Genomic DNA, 15,692 nt, shown 5'->3' with positions numbered 1-15,692 from the left:
TGGAATAACCTGCCTGTCAAAGATGGCTGGCTCACACCCATCCCCTAGGGTTGCTGAGTGATGGACAGTACTACCCCATGGCGGATAATCCTACTTGATGAGACCGAGTCAACGAATCGTACCATGATAGACCGTTTTGCCAGAATTAGTCTGGAGCGATTGGTGGTTGTTGCTGACCATCAGGTCGCGGGGCGAGGCAGGAGGGGTCGTAGTTTCTACGACATCCCTAGAAGTGGCTTGGCCTGTTCCGTCTTGGTCCATCTTCCAAGACAAGCGGCTATCAACTTGTTGCCACTCGCAGTTGCCAATGCCGCAGTCCTAGCAGTGAGGGCTCTTGGTGCCTCTGGAATCGTACTGAAATGGCCCAATGACCTTATGGTGGGTGGAGGAAAGTTAGGCGGCATTCTCGTCGATGGGAGTTTCGATGGCACGACCTACCAGGGAGTACTCGGACTAGGTCTTAACCTCACTGCAACACCAACACTTGTCGATGGGCGTACTCTTAGCCGTCTCATCGACACGCTTGATGGCTATACCGGCGAGGACTTCTTTTTATTACGTGACACTCTTTTGCTAAACTACCTTAGGGAGCTCAATGACCAGATTCTAAGGCTGCTGGAGGGGCGAACAGAGTCAGTGCTGGCAAGCTATAGAGAGTTCTCCTCAACACTGGGACGCCAAGTGCGGATTCTGCGTCCGGAAGGCGAGGTGATAGGATTGGCGGAGGATGTCGATCAGGAAGGCTGTTTGGTTGTCAAGACCGTCAGTGGTCGAATTGCACTTCATGTTGGTGATGTAGAACATCTTGGCGTAGTGGGTGACCTATAGGATCGCTGTTAACCAACAATCGCTTGATGCGCGAGCTGCTCTAGCGCTATTCACGCGGATATCTATGGAGTAGCCGACAGCAGAAAGGTGCGGATTTGATCGTTGAGTGGTAGTTATAAAGGGGTGTCGCAACACCCTTGTAGCTACCTCTTTGGAATCTATGATTCCGAGGTGATCGATGGCGATGGACACTGGTTGGCCGTGGAGTACTCCCAAACGGCGTAGTTCCGAACAGAAGGTATGTAGCGGGGCGGTTCAGCGGGGCCGCCCCGCAGGTAGTGTAACGATTGAGCGAGGAGGGCAGTATGTCGGTTGAGTTCAGCGAAGAGCATGAAGCACTTCGTAAAGTAGTGGCTGATTTCGTTGGCGCTGAGGTGTTGCCTAACGCTCTTGGATGGGATGAGCGGGGTGAGTTCCCGCTCCCGCAGGTGCTAGAACTCGGTCAACTTGGACTGTTTGGGATGATATTTCCCGAGGCCTACGGAGGGGGTGGTGGTGACTTTACCTCTTTGTGTATTGCAGTCGAGGAGTTGGCCAAGGGCGACTCCTCATTGGCGATAACCTTGTCTGCTGGTGTGGGGCTCGGTGCCAATCCTATCTATCAGTTCGGTAACGAGGAGCAGAAGCAGCGGTGGCTTCCTGATCTTTGTGCCGGTCGCGCGCTTGGTGGTTTTGGGCTGACGGAACCCGATGGAGGTTCCGATGCAGGAGCTACTCGCACCCGGGTGGATCGCCACGGGGAACGCTTCCTCTTGAACGGTACAAAGGCGTACATTACGAACTCTGGAACTCCAATTACGTCACTTGTGACGGTCACCGCGCGAGGAGATGAAGGGGTGTCAAGTTTCATCGTGCCATCAGGTACGCCAGGATTTACCGTGGAGCCAGCGTATAAGAAGTTAGGCTGGCATGCCTCTGACACCCATCCACTCAGTCTCGTTGACGTTGAATTGGGTCAAGAAGCTCTACTTGGTGATCCTGGTAGGGGGTTTGCGCAGTTCCTTGCAATCCTCGATGATGGTCGTATCTCGATTGCAGCACTTGCACTTGGTTTGGCAGAGGCGTGCCTACGCGAGTCACTTGCCTACGCTGCAAATCGGAACGCTTTTGGAGGTCCAATCGCTCGTTATCAGGCGATTTCTTTCAAGTGTGCCGACATGGAGGTTGCTATTCAAGCATCGCGTCTGTTAGTCTATCGGGCAGCTTGGCTGAAAGATCACGGACGTCCATTTAAGAGGGAGGCAGCTGTAGCGAAACTTTATGCGACCGAGGCAGCGGTTTCGATAGCTCGCGACGCAACTCAGATTTTTGGAGGTGCAGGTTTCATTGAAGAGTCTCCAGTTGCGCGCTACTATCGAGACGCCAAGATACTTGAGATTGGCGAGGGGACGTCAGAGGTGCAACGCTTGGTCATTGCACGCTCCCTTGGCCTCCCTACCTCTTAGGAGAACTACATGAAGGCACTTATTCTTGCTGGAGGGTCCGGAACTCGACTTCGCCCGCTGACCCATACTGCATCGAAACAGCTCGTGCCTATTGCGAATAAACCCATTCTTTTTTATGGACTTGAAGCAATTGCTGAGTGCGGGATCACTGAGGTGGGCATTGTGGTCGGGCATACGGCTGTCGAGGTTAAGGCGGCGGTCGGCGACGGTTCGAATTTCGGGCTGAAGGTGACCTACCTCCCCCAGGATGCACCTCGTGGGTTGGCTCACGCCGTGCTGATCGCCAGAGAATTTCTTGGCGATGAGGACTTTGTTATGTATCTCGGCGATAACTTTCTGGTAGGTGGGGTTTCTGATATTGTCCAAGGATTCATCGAGCGTGATGCTTCCACAGCTGCAAGGATTCTTTTGGCACGGGTTCCTGATCCTAGGAAGTTTGGTGTTGCCGAGATCGCAGGTGATGGCTCCGTCCTGCGTCTCGTTGAGAAGCCTGATAACCCTCCGTCTGACTTGGCCTTGGTAGGTGTTTACCTTTTTGACCACCACATCCACGAGGCAGTTGCCGACATCGAGCCATCCGCCAGGGGAGAGCTTGAGATAACCGATGCTATCAGTTGGCTCATCGAGCACGGGTTTGGAGTGAACTCGTCGATGGTCGACGGGTACTGGAAGGATCTTGGAGATCCTGAGGCGTTGCTCGAAGGGAACAGGATTGCGTTAATGGCTATCCGTCCACTGATCATGGGGGAGGTGATCGATTCGCAGGTGGATGGGCCAGTTCTCATAGAGGCCGGTGCGAGGATCGTTGATTCAATCATCCGAGGTCCAGCTGTTATTGGTCGTGATGCTTCGCTGCAGTCGTGTTATGTTGGCCCATTTTCGGCGATCGGCGATCGTTGTTCGATCTCAGCTTCTGAAGTAGTGAATTCGATTATCTTGAGTGACTCTATCGTTGACGATGTAGGTGCGATCGAAGGATCGGTGATTGGGAAATTTGCCACGATTTGCCATCGAAACGAGCGACCCCGAGCTACCAAGCTCGTGGTAGGCGATCATGCTCGGGTAGAGTTGCTATAGTCTGTGCTCGCAATGTTTCGCTAACATGAAAGGCGAGGGCCGTGAAACTACTGGTAACCGGAGGAGCTGGCTTTATTGGCTCGAATTTCACACGGTACTGGTCTAAGACCCATCCTGAAGACGTGGTGGTGGTGTTAGATGCACTTACATACGCGGGCTGCAAGGAATCGCTAGTCGATCTTGATGATCGGATCCGATTTGTCCAGGCGGATATTGGCAACACTGGACATGTTCATGAGGTACTTGACCGTCATTCGATCGATGTTGTCGTTAATTTTGCCGCTGAGTCGCATAACTCCCTGGCCATAATCGATCCGGAACGCTTCTTTCGTACGAATGTGACAGGTACTGTTGGACTTCTTGAGGCTGCTCGGGCCTATGGAGGTTTGACACGATTTCACCATGTTTCGACGTGTGAGGTGTATGGTGATCTTGACCTCGATGCCGATGAGGCCTTCACGGAGACGTCTCCGTATCGACCACGCACTCCGTACAATGCATCGAAGGCAGCAGCCGATCATGCGGTCAGGGCATATTCGCTGACCTACGGACTCCCGATTAGTATTACTAACTGCGCGAACAACTATGGACCGTATCAATTTCCCGAGAAGCTGATTCCGCTTTTCGCCGCCTTGGCCTTACAGGATCAACCCCTTCCGTTGTATGCCTCCAAGGACAACCGCCGAGAGTGGATTCACGTACTTGATCATGCGAGAGCTATTGATCTGGTTATTCATCAGGGGAAAGCTGGCGAAACCTACCATGTGGGCACGGGTTCGGAGTATTCGATCGAAGAGATCGCCGATCGCATACTCGCGGAATTGGGGAAACCGGCAACGCTTAAGACCACGGTTCCTGATCGACCATCGCATGATCGCCGGTACCTCCTGGACTCATCCAAGATTAGGACTGAACTCGGATTCACACCCTCGATAACGTTTGATGAAGGAATGCGCGAGACGATACGCTGGTATCGAGATAACGAGGCGTGGTGGCGGCCGTTGTTAGGTAGGGCGCCGGTTCAGGAATCGGCAGCCTGGCAGCTTCGATCGTGAGCCAGCTTCGGTTCGTCGTTCTGGGAGCTCATGGTCAGCTTGGCCAACGGCTCGCTAGGCGACTCGGTGAACTCGATCTTCCGGTTGAGGTGTTCGCTTTTTCCTCGGAGGACATAGATGTTCGGCAACGTGGTGCCGTCCACGAAGTGATCCGTTCGCTTCGGCCGGATTGGGTAGTCAACGCAGCGGCCTTCACTGCGGTCGATCGGTGCGAACGTGAGCCAGAGCGAGCCTTTTTGGTCAATGCACTTGCTGTGCGATGGATGGTTGAGGCAGCTGAGGCTGTCGGCGGTAGGGTTTGCAACTTCTCCACCGATTATGTCTTCAATGGTGAATCAGCACAGCCCTATCGTGAGTGGGATCCGGTTGACCCTCTGGGAGTCTATGGCCGAAGTAAACTCGGAGGCGAGCAGGAGCTTCGCGTGGGGCGCGATCTCAATATTCGAACCGCATGGTTAATGAGTTCATCAGGTGGAAATATCGCCTCCACGGTCGTGCGTCTAGCCAAGGAGGGTTCGACGCTTAGATTCGTAGGCGACCAGATAGGCTCGCCTACGATTGCTGATGATCTGAGTGAGGCGAGCATCCAGTTGATGTTGAGTAGCTGTAGCGGTTGCTTTCACGTTGTCAACGGCGGTAGTGCGTCCTGGTTCGAGGTGGTTCGTTGGATTCTGACTCTGCTCGGTCGTGATCCTGGGCAGGTAGTAGAGGTTACCGCTGCCTCGGTTGCTGATCGTTATCCGGCACCTCGCCCAAGGCATTCGGTACTCGCCACCTCTGCGTATAGTGCCGCGCTGGGCCGGACTACTGATGATTGGCATGATGCGATAGAGCGAGTCGTGAGAGACTTGGAGCGGCTGTGAACTGTAGTGTTGCTGTGATCATCGTGCAGTATAGGTCCGGACCAATTGAGCAGCTTATTGAGCAGCTCCGACAACAAGGGGTGGACAGGATTGTCGTCATCGACAACGGAGTTGAGGAATCTTACGATCGGACCAGCTGCATAGGTGACGTCGTTGTGCATCAACTCGCCTTTGGAATGAATCTCGGTTACGGAGCAGCGATCAATCGTGGATTGGCAATGGTGCAGGAGTCCATAGTTGTGATCTCGAATCCTGACATTGAGGTTCACCCGGGAGCTATCGATGCTCTTGCGGCCGTTCTGGAGGCAGACGGAAATGTCGGTGCAGTTGGTCCAAAGGTGGTCAATAGCGACGGCAGCCGGTATCCATCCTTTCGGCGTTTTCCCTCGTTGTGGCAGTCGATGTGGCATGGTGCCATTGGGTGGCTTGCTCCGTCCAGCCCAGCGACGCGTTCCTATCGCATGAGCGATGTAGATCCTGAACTTGCTGTCGTCGTTCCGTGGATCTCAGGTGCTTTTCTTGCATGCCCCACTTCAGCGCTACGTCGAGTAGCTGGATTCGATACAAAGTACCGCCTGTATCTAGAGGACGTCGACTTATGTCGCCGACTTACCCTGTTTGGTTACCAGATTGTCTATCAGCCGTTGGCGGTAGTTACCCATTACGGCGGTAGATCAAGTGATCAGCGACGTTCGCGAGCTTTGCTCGAGCACCATAGGTCGATGGCCGTCTACGCTGCAGCGGAGCGACGATCAACTCTTAGCCTGCTTGTTGTCGAGTTTGGTATTGCGCTTCGATGCGGTTTGAGCTTGTTGCGCGCCAGTATTTCGGGTTCAGTTCGCAACTAGGAGAGATGCGCATACCCGGATGGCGACAGTGACGGTCTTTTGCTAATGCAGTTGCCGAGGTCGGACCAATTTTGTTTGGCCGATGACTCCTACATCAACTGGTCGGCATGGGGAGGTTTTCTTCAGGCTTGTCGTGTGCAATCCCCGATAAGGTAAGCCGATTAAGTCCTGCTGTGAATCGATACAACGACTGAACCAGGTAAGTCGCGACCATCCGCCCTAGCGAGCTCAAAAAGACGGTAGCCTTAACCTGTTATGGCAAGTAAAGAGAGCGCTCGTAGAGTCGCAAGGGCACAGGCATCTGGTCGTGGAGCGAAAGTTCGACGGCAGATCCCTTTAGGGTTTTATTCTGCGTTGGCGATCATAGTTGTTGCTGGGGTGGCGGTTATCGGCTACTCGAAGTACGAGATTGATCATCCGACGTCGGCGACCACGGCGGCGGATCAGCCTGTTATCGGTACAACATGGCATACCGCCATCGGCTTTGATGCATGCGGCAAGTACTTGCCGGTTCTCGCGAAGACATCAGCGGTCAAGAGTGGTGTAACCTCTCTGGGCAATGGTGTTCTAGCGGTAGCGCCAAAGTCAAAGTCTGAAGAAGGGGCGAACGCTACACTCGCGTTGGTTCCCAAGGGCATAGCCGGGTTGACTATCACGAAAAATGGATTCACGCTCCCAGGTGGCAAGGCTGTACTTGCCTCAGCAGGCTGTAACGGTAAGCCAGCTAAGTTTGGCATCTATGTGTGGTCTTCGCTTTTGGCAACCAAGCCAACGGTTTACGTCAACCCTTCTCAGGTTCGGCTACAGAATGACCAGATCGTCACTGTGGGTGTCCTGGCTAAAGGTGTGACACCATCACAGCCTCCGACGGCGGCGAATCTTGCTACTGTTGGCTCGACGAGTACGTCAACAGGCACAGCCAAGTCAACAGGCACAGCCAAGTCAACAGGCACAGCCAAGTCAACAGGCACAGCCAAGTCAACAGGCACAGCCAAGTCGAAGAGTAGTACCAAGAAGTAGGAGGGGAGATGCGAGCAGTCGTTCTCGTCGGAGGGGAGGGCACTCGCCTTCGACCGCTGACGTTCCACACTCCAAAGCAGATGCTGAGGGTTATAGGCTTCCCGATGCTTGAGCGAGTTTTGCATCGGTTGAGTGGGTTTGGCGTTGATGAGGTTGTTCTGTCGCTTGGGTATCAGCCGGATGCTTTCCGATTGGCTTACCCTGATGGGGAGGCGGCGGGGGTACGCCTTACCTATGCGATTGAAGAGGAGCCCCTTGATACGGCTGGTGCAATACGCTTTGCAGCGGAGAGCGCCGGTATTAATGAGACTTTTCTGGTGGTAAATGGCGATATTATGACCGATCTTGATGTCAAAGATCTGATGGATTTCCACCTGGACCGTCGAAGCCAAGCCACCATCGGATTAGTTAAGGTTGAGGATCCTAGTCAGTTCGGCGTTGTTGTCAAAGACGACAGAGGACGCGCACTCAGGTTTGTTGAAAAGCCGCCGATTGAGTCTGCTCCGTCCCACGACATCAACGCGGGGATCTACATACTTGAACCCAGTGCTTTGGAGCTGATCCCCCAAGGTGGAAGAATGTCGATTGAGCGCGAGCTGTTTCCACACCTTGTAGAACAAGGGAGCCTCTTTGCGAGGGCTTACGAGTGTTACTGGCTGGATGCAGGTACTCCCAAGAATTATTACCGGGCTATTCGCGACATTCTCTTCGGGGCGCGATTGGGTGAGCTTGTCCCTCCTCGCGCATGGTATCCAGCTCCTAATCAACCTGACGACGACTCCGATGGCCATTGTTACATCGGTGCGTCGGTCGAGCTTAGTTCCGTGTCGAGGGTCATCGGATCGGTGATCGAGGATGGAGTTGAGATCTCTGATGGGGCCACGATTGTCGACTCGATTGTTCTCGAGGGAGCTCGGGTGGGTCCGGGCTCGGTGGTTCGTGGGTCTATCGTTGGTGCGCGGACGGTGATACCTGAGAACGTTCACCTTGACGCTTTGGCTATTGTTGCGGAAAGCACAGAACTACACCCCGGGGATTCGCTAGTTGGGGCTGGACATCCATAGATGACGGCTCCGATTCTGGTAACCGGAGGGGCCGGTTTTATAGGTTCCCACCTGGTTGAAAGATTGATCGATGCTGGCTATGAGGTAGACGTTGTAGATAATCTTTCCGCTGGTTCGCTCGCAAATCTCCGAGTTGCAAGGGGCAAAGGCGATCGGGGGCTGCATTTCCACAAACTTGATATCGTTGATGGCGATCTTTTGGCCTTGATGACCCGCCGCAAGCCTCTGGCTGTAATTCACCTTGCTGCCAAGGTGAATGTCAGGGAATCCATGATCGACCCACTCGGAGATTTATCAGCGAATGTCGTTGGTTCCCTTCGAGTGCTCGAGGCAGCGAGGCATTCAGGGGTCGCGAAGGTGATCTTTGCCACGAGTGCGGGTGTTTACGGCGCAGTGCCGTCGTCCGAGCTTCCCATTCGTGAAGACGTTGCCCACTTGCCGGATTCGTTTTATGGTCTTTCTAAAGATGTAGTGCTGGACTATTTACGCCTCTATCGCAACAACTTTGACCTGGAATATACCGCCCTAGTTTTGGCCAACGTCTACGGACCGAGACAGGGTTTGCTCGGCGAGGGAGGTGTTGTCGCCAAGTTTGCACAGGCGATCGCGGCTGGAGAGCAGGCCACCATCATTGGAGATGGCAGCCAGACTAGAGATCTTGTCTATGTTGAGGATGTCGTCGATGCGTTCTACAGGTCGCTCGACCAGGGTGGAGGGCTAGTGCTAAATATCGCCACTGGTGTCGAGACCTCGATCGATACCCTACATAAGGAGATGTATCGAATCTCAGGCTGCGATTATCGCCAGCCGAACCATAAAGAGGCAATCACCGGGGAGATCCTGCGATCGAGCCTTGATGCAAGGCGAGCAGGATGGTATTTGAGGTGGCACGCTAGCACCACGCTTGAGCGGGGTCTAGAGCAGGTTTTGCAGTGGTATGGTGCCATGCGGAGTGGCACAGTCGCTCGTTAGCGGAAAAGGTCGAACCCGTAGCCACGGACGACGTCTGTGCCGATGCTTCCGAGTCCAAAGTGCGCTGTATCTACTCCCCTTACAAGGACAAATGGTGTACGGCCGTCTTTTCGCTTGATAAGATCTGCTGCAGCCGCTATCTCGTCAGCGATGCACACCTCGGTAGCTTGAAGGGGAACGCCGTTGTGATCACGGGTTCCCCTTAGGTCGGCAATTGGAGTTAGGCCCGCGACCCCTATAGCGACGTCGGTCACACCTGACCTCCATGTTCGGCCAAAGGTATCCGTGATAAGTACCGCGAGCCGAACGCCAGAGCGGTATTGTAGCTGGTGCAAAAGGCGACGAGCACTCCGATCTGGATCTTTTGGAAGAAGAGTGACCGTTCCGGCGTCGGTATTCGATCGATCGATACCGGCATTTGCACAGATGAAGCCGTGATGAGTCTCGGTGATTGCGAGCGTACCCCTCCGACGGAGAATACGACGGCTTTCGGAGCGTACGAGCGCATCGAAGCTCTCCTGGTCATCGTCGACAACCTCTAGCACTTGCCCTTCTGCCTTGGATACGACCTTTTGGGTGACCACCATAATGTCGCCATCGTTTAGGTCAAAGTGATGCAGGATAAGATCGGCCAGATCCGTTCCCACATCGACATCCTCTTCGATTTGGCTCGTGAACAGCTGTAGCCCTGCGCGGTTCATGGGACAGTAACCGCGAAACGGGCAAGTTTGACTGCTGAGTCGAGATCGGTCATAAGAGTCTGTGTCGTTAGAGCGGTGAGGCCCATGTCATTGATCGAGTCGACTAGAGCGACATCTGCGGTATCCACGACAAACTGGCTGGTTACTTCACGATATAGCTCAGCAACGATGCGGGCATCGTGCTGCGTCATAAGAGAGTCCAGTATCTGGGCTAGCGGCCCCTTCACGGCCTCCCCGGCGATGATCGGCGAGATCGCGACTACGTCGCCGTTGGCAGCTCGTTGTCGAAGTTGGTCGCCTACACCTCCCAAGGCGAGGATAGGCCCGATTGAGAGGATCGGGTTGGATGGGGCGATTACGATGCGTCGAGCGTTCAGGAGGGCTTGCTCCACCTCCATCGTTGGGCGCGCGACCTCGATCCCTTGGTAACGAACTCTGATAACCCTCGGTTGGTGGCTGTAGCGCACGAAGTATTCTTGAAAGTCGAGTTCAACTAGCTGGTCACCTTCGTTGTCAGTAGAAGGGATCTGAACAAGCACCTTGGTGCCTACTTCGTCGTTTGTCATCGGCAGTAGGGTAACTGAGAGGTCGAGCTTTTGCGAGATCTTGGCGGTGACCTGAGTCAAGTTCGCACCTTCGGCGAGAAGTTTGGTGCGATACATATGCAGCCCTATGTCACGATCACCAAGGGTGAACCATGGGTCATCTCCTAGGCTCAGCAGAGTCTCGCGTGAGCGATAGGTCTCGTCACGTACACCCCAACCTGTCTTTGGATTTACGAGATCGGCAAGGGTATAGGTGATAGTATCAAGGTCTGGACAGATCTTGAGGCCATACTGTGTCCAGTCGTCGCCCGTGTTGACGATAGCAACTATCTCTTCGTCAAGTCCGGCGTTAGTTAGACCTCGAAGAAATTTGGCCGCTCCAACCCCGCCCGCGAGTACCGCAATCACACTCTTTGGCCTCCCTGTAACTTCCCCAGCGCCTGATGAGCTCGGCGTGCTTGCTTCCAACTCCAGTCTACTCAGGCATCCATGCGCAGGGTTGGCGGGACCCTGGGCCAAGGCGGTGCCGATCGTGCCTGAGGGCACAGACTCCTCCAGCAGCCAACCTTTCGGGGGGCAGCCAGGGGGCGATTTTGCACTGCTCTGGCCTTGAATTTAGAGTGCTGGGAGCGATTCGGATCGGTGATAACCGGGATGTGGTAAAGGCTTACATCGCCGGATCGGCCGGCTCACTCCGCATAGAGAGGTGAAGAAGTTTCATGATGCGAGGTCCCGACGCGCAAATGGCGAGCCGAACATCCTATTGACTAGATGGTTCGGCTGTCGCTCAACGATTAGGGCTTAAGGCCCACTACGACAACCTGGGTTGGATGCGTGAGGAGACAACGCCGACTTGTCGAGTCTCGGTCCATTGGATACAACAAGAGAGAATCAACGCTCGGAGAGCGAAAGAAACAGGAGTCCCCAGGTGTGGCTGGGTATTCTGGAGCGGAGACGAGGCTTTGGTGAATCGACCATAGACAATCTCCGCTAGCGTTGTTGTTCGGTATGACTAGGTTGCGCTGGCGTATCCTTCGGGCTACAGATGCATGGCCGTGTTGGTAGGAGCATGGAGGTAGATCGTCCGAGTAGCAATTGAGCTTACAGCCATAGTCGGACAGCGGAGCGGTGTCGGAGAGTTTGCCTACTGCATGTCGGAGTCAGTTTCGGCACACGTGCGTGCGGCCGGCTTCATGATCTCCCTGCGTGGGCATGCTCAGCTGCATCGAGCGCTGCCGAAGGGAGTTGACTACCTTAACCTGGCTCTGCCGGCACGTCCCCTCCTTGCCTCCTGGCAGCGGTGGTATCAGCCGGATCTTCGTTGGCTCCTCCGTGGGTACGACGTCGTGCATGGTACGAACTTTGTCGTCCCTCCAGTGAAAGGCACCGCAACAGTGGTGACCGTGCATGACTTGACTCCTCTCCTCTACCCTCACTTTTGTCGACCTGAGGTTCTGGGTTTCCCAACATTGGTACGCCACGCCATAAGTGCCGGCGCGATCGTTCATACTCCATCGGAGTTCGTGCGTGCTCAAGTGCTGGACTACTTCGGTATAGAGCCGTCGAGGGTGGTGGCGATCGCGCACGGAGTTACACCACTGGTCTCCAACCCATCTCTACCGGCTATCGCTCGCCAGCTAGATGGGCGACCTTATATCCTTGCGGTGTCAACCCTTGAGCCTCGCAAGGGACTGGTTTATTTGGTTCGTGCCTTTGAACGGATTGCCTCTCGCCATCCTGATGTTCGTCTAGTTCTGACCGGGCAACCTGGGTGGGGGATGGATGAGTTGCTAGCCGAGTTTCGTGGTCCAGCGGTAGCAGAACGTATCCTGTTACCGGGTTACGTCTCTGACCAAGAGCGTTCCTGGCTCCTTCGTAATGCTCACGTCTTTGCCTACCCGAGCCTTTATGAAGGTTTTGGGCTACCACTGTTGGAGGCGATGAGTGTGGGCACGCCAGTGGTAACCACGAATATTGGAGCGATTTGTGAGGTAGTTGCCGAGGCTGCGATGATGGTGCCCCCACGTGCAGTAGAGGAGCTTGCTCAAGCACTTGAGGTCCTGATCGATGAGAGTGAGACTCGTGCTGTGATGATCGAGCGGGGCTACGCTAGAGCCGCCCAGTTCTCCTGGAAGACGAATGGAGAGCAGATGGCAGCTTTGTATGCGCGGGCGGCGCAAGGATGAGGCACGGGTTACTCTTCGTTGATCAGCTTGCTCGGCCAGTACCTGGCGGTATTGGCGTCTATATTGGCGGTATTTTGCAAGGGATCAGCCAGCTACGGTTAGAACTAAACCTAGATCTTCTAACCTCCAAAACGGACGTTTCGATTGTTCCAAGCCGGTGGCAAGGCAGACACGTCCAGGCTCGTTTTGAGCATCGTATACAGCAGCGATTGTGGGATAAGGGGATGCACCTTGCGAGCGGACCTTGGACGTTCTACCATGCGTTTTCGCTTGGCGGGCCTCCGCTCCGCATGGATATTCCGAAGGCAGTAGCGGTCTATGACCTCCTGTTTCGGACTGCTCAGGAGACGTTCCCGTCTCGAGCAAGAAGTTGGCATGAACGTCGCCTTGCTCAGGTAGTCGAGAGCGATTCTCGCATCGTGACCTTGGCGACCGAGACGGTTCCCCAGCTCATGGACGCTGGTATCGCGCCAGAACGAATTGTGGTCATCCCACCCGGGGTAGATCACGTCGCGCCAGCGGATCTCGCAGCCACCAGCAGTTTGCTAGCCAACCTTGGCATAGTAGATAGATATCTAATGGTGTTAGGCACGATAGAGCCACGCAAAAACCTGATACGCATTCTCCAGGCCTACCAGCATTATCGAGCTACCACCTTTGATCCTCTACCCCTTGTGATCGTTGGCCCGAAGGGATGGGGACCAGAGATCACTCCACCTCGGGGGGTCTACATGGTGGGCAAGGTCACGGCTGGAGTTGTTTCAGGCCTGCTTGCACGTGCACAGGCACTCCTGTACGTTCCACTCCAGGAGGGCTTTGGTCTGCCAGTCATCGAGGCGCTTGCCGGGGCGGTCCCTGTGGTGACATCGGCTAACATCCCTGCGGCTCGCTTTGGTGGCCTCAGGGTGGAGCCTACTGATGTGGATGCGATCGCCGAAGCAATTGAACGTATAGTTCATGATGATCCCTTGCGGTCTCGCTTGGTTGCTCATGGTTTGCTCGCTGTTGAGGGGCTAACCTGGATAGAGGCTGCCCGACGACATGTAAAACTATGGGAGGAGCTGACGGAGTGAACCCTGTAGCTATCGATGCAACGTCCATCCCTGGTGACCCCACTGGCGTGGGGCGTTACGCCAAGGAGCTCGTTGCTGCCATCTACCATCTTGAAGATCGTCCTCCAATCTCACTGTTGACGACACGGACATCGCTTCGACTTTTTGCCCTCCCACCGCGGGGAAACTACGAAAATCTTATCGCTGCTCCCAACAGTCGACCGCTTCGACTGCTCTATCAAGAGAGGAGTCTTGGAAGTATCGCCATCAAGGGTGGTGCGCAGGTGTTCCATGGGCTCCACTATCAGGTTCCAGCTGCTCGCCACAGACTTCGGGTCGTCTCAACTATCCACGATCTAACCTTTTTCGATAACCCCGAATGGCATGAACCCGCGAAGGTGCGCTACTTCCAGCGTGCTACCCGATTGGCGGTGAAGCGCTCAGATGCGCTGATTGTGCCCTCGCAGGCAACCGCAGATCGTCTGCGTGAACATTTTCCAGTGACGCCGCCGATACACGTGATCTATCATGGCGTTGATCCCTTGCTCGTCCCAGAGCATGGTGGTGATGAGGATGATGGCGTCGAGCTCTGCTCGCTTGGAACAATCGAACCACGCAAGAACTTGCCTAGGGTTCTACAAGCTTTTGACAAGGTAGCCGATCGACATCCGGATTGGAGGTTGCGGATCATCGGCAAGCGAGGTTGGAAAACCAGCGACTTCGATGACGCTTTGGATGCAATGCACAATCGGGGACGTGTGAGCATCGAGGGCTATCTCAACGAGAAGGAGTTACGGCATGCGCTGCGCCGGGCACGAGCGATGATCTACGTGTCTAACGCGGAGGGATTCGGATTGCCGGTTCTAGAGGCATTAGCCTCGGGTCTGAATGTCGTTACCAGCAATAAGTCGGCTATGGCCGAGGTGGGCGGGGAGTATGCATGGTTGGCAGATCCAGACGATGTGGATTCGATTGCTCAAGGGATTGAGACCGCAGCACTGACTTCGCGTACGCCTGATGAGATTGAACGTCAAGTGCAGTGGGCGAGGAGTTTTACATGGGAGCGCGCCGCACGCGAGACTGTCGTGTTGTATCGGCAGCTCTTAGAGGGATAGGTCTACGTTGCGCGCTCTCGTTACTGGCAGCCATGGATTCGTTGGGAGATGGCTGTGTCGTCACCTTCGTGACCAGGGTGACGAGGTGGTGGAGTTTGGACAGGATCTCAATCTTTGTGATCGTGGATCTCTTGAGCACGCGTTGGGTGTCATGGAGGTCGAGGTCTGTTATCACCTCGCCGCGCTATCTCACGTCGGCACATCATGGTCGGATCCCCCGCTGTACTATCACAACAACGTTGTGAGTACTGCGAACTTGGTGTTGGGGCTCGCAAATCTTCCACGACCACCACGATTTGTGTACGTATCTTCGTCTGAGGTCTACGGGCGAGTCGATCCCAGCCATCTACCCATCTCCGAGTCTCAGCAGCTCTGCCCTGTATCTCCCTATGCCGCTTCAAAGGCCGCCTCTGAGATTGCTGCGTTACAAGGATGGTACGGACACGGTATGCCTGTTGTCGTTGTACGACCGTTCAATCATACCGGGCCGGGTCAGTCGTCCGACTATCTCATACCAGCTCTTGCTGCTCGACTTATCGAGGCGAAAGCGAAACGTCACTTACGTTTAACTGTAGGTAATGTAGCTGCTCGTCGTGATTTTATGGATGTCAGAGACGTTGTACGAGCCTATCGATTGCTTGCCTTGGAGGGCGAGGCCGGTGGTGTCTATAACGTTTGCTCTGGACGGGCTGTTAGTGTGAACGACTTGATCACGATACTGACAGATCTCCTGGACTACCCGATTCAACTAGAGGTAGACCCTCAGCTTTTACGCCCCAACGATGTGGAGCTGGTGGTGGGGGATCCGAGTCGAATGCAGGCGGCAACCGGGTTCCAACCCCAGCTATCGCTCCGTCAGACTCTTGCGAAGGTTGTTGAAGAACTGCTTGGTGATGGTGGACCACACTCGGGCGACTAGCG

15 protein-coding genes are annotated in these 15,692 nt (G+C 54.8%); 13 read left to right on the top strand and 2 right to left on the bottom strand.

Annotated elements, in window-relative coordinates:
* The first annotated feature begins 60 nt into the window (after window positions 1-60).
* From FEAC_RS00445 to FEAC_RS00405, 9 genes are all read left to right on the top strand, one after another.
* Window positions 61-828 carry a biotin--[acetyl-CoA-carboxylase] ligase gene (locus FEAC_RS00445; protein WP_035388110.1) on the top strand — a complete coding sequence of 256 codons (768 nt, stop codon included), beginning with the start codon at window positions 61-63 and terminating at the stop codon, window positions 826-828.
* Window positions 829-1,133: 305 nt separating this feature from the next.
* Window positions 1,134-2,273, top strand: a complete 1,140-nt coding sequence (locus FEAC_RS00440; protein WP_035388111.1) for an acyl-CoA dehydrogenase family protein — start codon at window positions 1,134-1,136, stop codon at window positions 2,271-2,273.
* A gap of 9 nt (window positions 2,274-2,282) precedes the next feature.
* Complete coding sequence (locus FEAC_RS00435; RefSeq protein WP_035388113.1) at window positions 2,283-3,350, top strand: glucose-1-phosphate thymidylyltransferase; 1,068 nt, start codon at window positions 2,283-2,285, stop codon at window positions 3,348-3,350.
* A 41-nt stretch (window positions 3,351-3,391) separates the two neighbouring features.
* Entirely contained in the window at window positions 3,392-4,405 is a 1,014-nt protein-coding gene (rfbB, locus tag FEAC_RS00430; protein WP_035388114.1) for a dTDP-glucose 4,6-dehydratase, read from the top strand.
* Window positions 4,402-5,268, top strand: coding sequence for a dTDP-4-dehydrorhamnose reductase (gene rfbD, locus FEAC_RS00425; protein ID WP_052565022.1), 867 nt, complete (start codon window positions 4,402-4,404; stop codon window positions 5,266-5,268). Before rfbB ends, rfbD begins: the two co-directional genes overlap by 4 nt.
* Window positions 5,265-6,116 (top strand): glycosyltransferase, encoded by an 852-nt coding sequence (locus tag FEAC_RS00420; protein ID WP_052565020.1) that lies wholly within the window; start codon window positions 5,265-5,267, stop codon window positions 6,114-6,116. The genes rfbD and FEAC_RS00420 overlap by 4 nt, the downstream gene beginning before the upstream one ends.
* A 255-nt stretch (window positions 6,117-6,371) precedes the next feature.
* A complete protein-coding gene (locus FEAC_RS15405) occupies window positions 6,372-7,136 on the top strand; it encodes a hypothetical protein (RefSeq protein WP_052565018.1) in 765 nt (254 codons plus the stop codon).
* Window positions 7,137-7,144: 8 nt separating this feature from the next.
* Window positions 7,145-8,200 (top strand): nucleotidyltransferase family protein, encoded by a 1,056-nt coding sequence (locus FEAC_RS00410; protein ID WP_052565016.1) that lies wholly within the window; start codon window positions 7,145-7,147, stop codon window positions 8,198-8,200.
* Window positions 8,201-9,172 (top strand): NAD-dependent epimerase/dehydratase family protein, encoded by a 972-nt coding sequence (locus FEAC_RS00405; RefSeq protein ID WP_035388118.1) that lies wholly within the window; start codon window positions 8,201-8,203, stop codon window positions 9,170-9,172.
* Here the strand turns inward: FEAC_RS00405 and cofE are convergent.
* Complete coding sequence (cofE, locus tag FEAC_RS00400; RefSeq protein ID WP_052574641.1) at window positions 9,169-9,873, bottom strand: coenzyme F420-0:L-glutamate ligase; 705 nt, start codon at window positions 9,871-9,873, stop codon at window positions 9,169-9,171. The two genes, FEAC_RS00405 and cofE, sit on opposite strands and share 4 nt — an antisense overlap.
* Window positions 9,870-10,886: a 2-phospho-L-lactate transferase gene (gene cofD / locus FEAC_RS00395; protein WP_160290291.1), complete on the bottom strand. Its 1,017-nt coding sequence runs from the start codon at window positions 10,884-10,886 to the stop codon at window positions 9,870-9,872. Before cofD ends, cofE begins: the two co-directional genes overlap by 4 nt.
* Window positions 10,887-11,569: 683 nt before the next feature.
* On the opposite strand from cofD, the gene FEAC_RS00390 reads away from it, so the two are divergent.
* From FEAC_RS00390 to FEAC_RS00375, 4 genes are read left to right on the top strand one after another with little or no spacing between them, the layout of a single operon-like run.
* Window positions 11,570-12,604: a glycosyltransferase family 4 protein gene (locus FEAC_RS00390; protein WP_035388119.1), complete on the top strand. Its 1,035-nt coding sequence runs from the start codon at window positions 11,570-11,572 to the stop codon at window positions 12,602-12,604.
* Window positions 12,601-13,677, top strand: coding sequence for a glycosyltransferase family 4 protein (locus tag FEAC_RS00385; RefSeq protein ID WP_035388121.1), 1,077 nt, complete (start codon window positions 12,601-12,603; stop codon window positions 13,675-13,677). Before FEAC_RS00390 ends, FEAC_RS00385 begins: the two co-directional genes overlap by 4 nt.
* On the top strand, window positions 13,674-14,771 hold the full coding sequence (locus FEAC_RS00380; RefSeq protein ID WP_052565012.1) for a glycosyltransferase family 4 protein: 1,098 nt from the start codon (window positions 13,674-13,676) through the stop codon (window positions 14,769-14,771). The genes FEAC_RS00385 and FEAC_RS00380 overlap by 4 nt, the downstream gene beginning before the upstream one ends.
* A 7-nt stretch (window positions 14,772-14,778) precedes the next feature.
* Window positions 14,779-15,690, top strand: coding sequence for a GDP-mannose 4,6-dehydratase (locus FEAC_RS00375; RefSeq protein WP_052565011.1), 912 nt, complete (start codon window positions 14,779-14,781; stop codon window positions 15,688-15,690).
* The last annotated feature ends 2 nt before the right edge of the window (window positions 15,691-15,692 follow it).

The sequence above is a fragment of the Ferrimicrobium acidiphilum DSM 19497 genome, from assembly GCF_000949255.1.
Lineage (GTDB): Bacteria > Actinomycetota > Acidimicrobiia > Acidimicrobiales > Acidimicrobiaceae > Ferrimicrobium > Ferrimicrobium acidiphilum.
The sequence above is the reverse complement of the archived record's forward strand: the minus strand, read 5'-3'. Positions and strand labels throughout refer to the sequence as shown.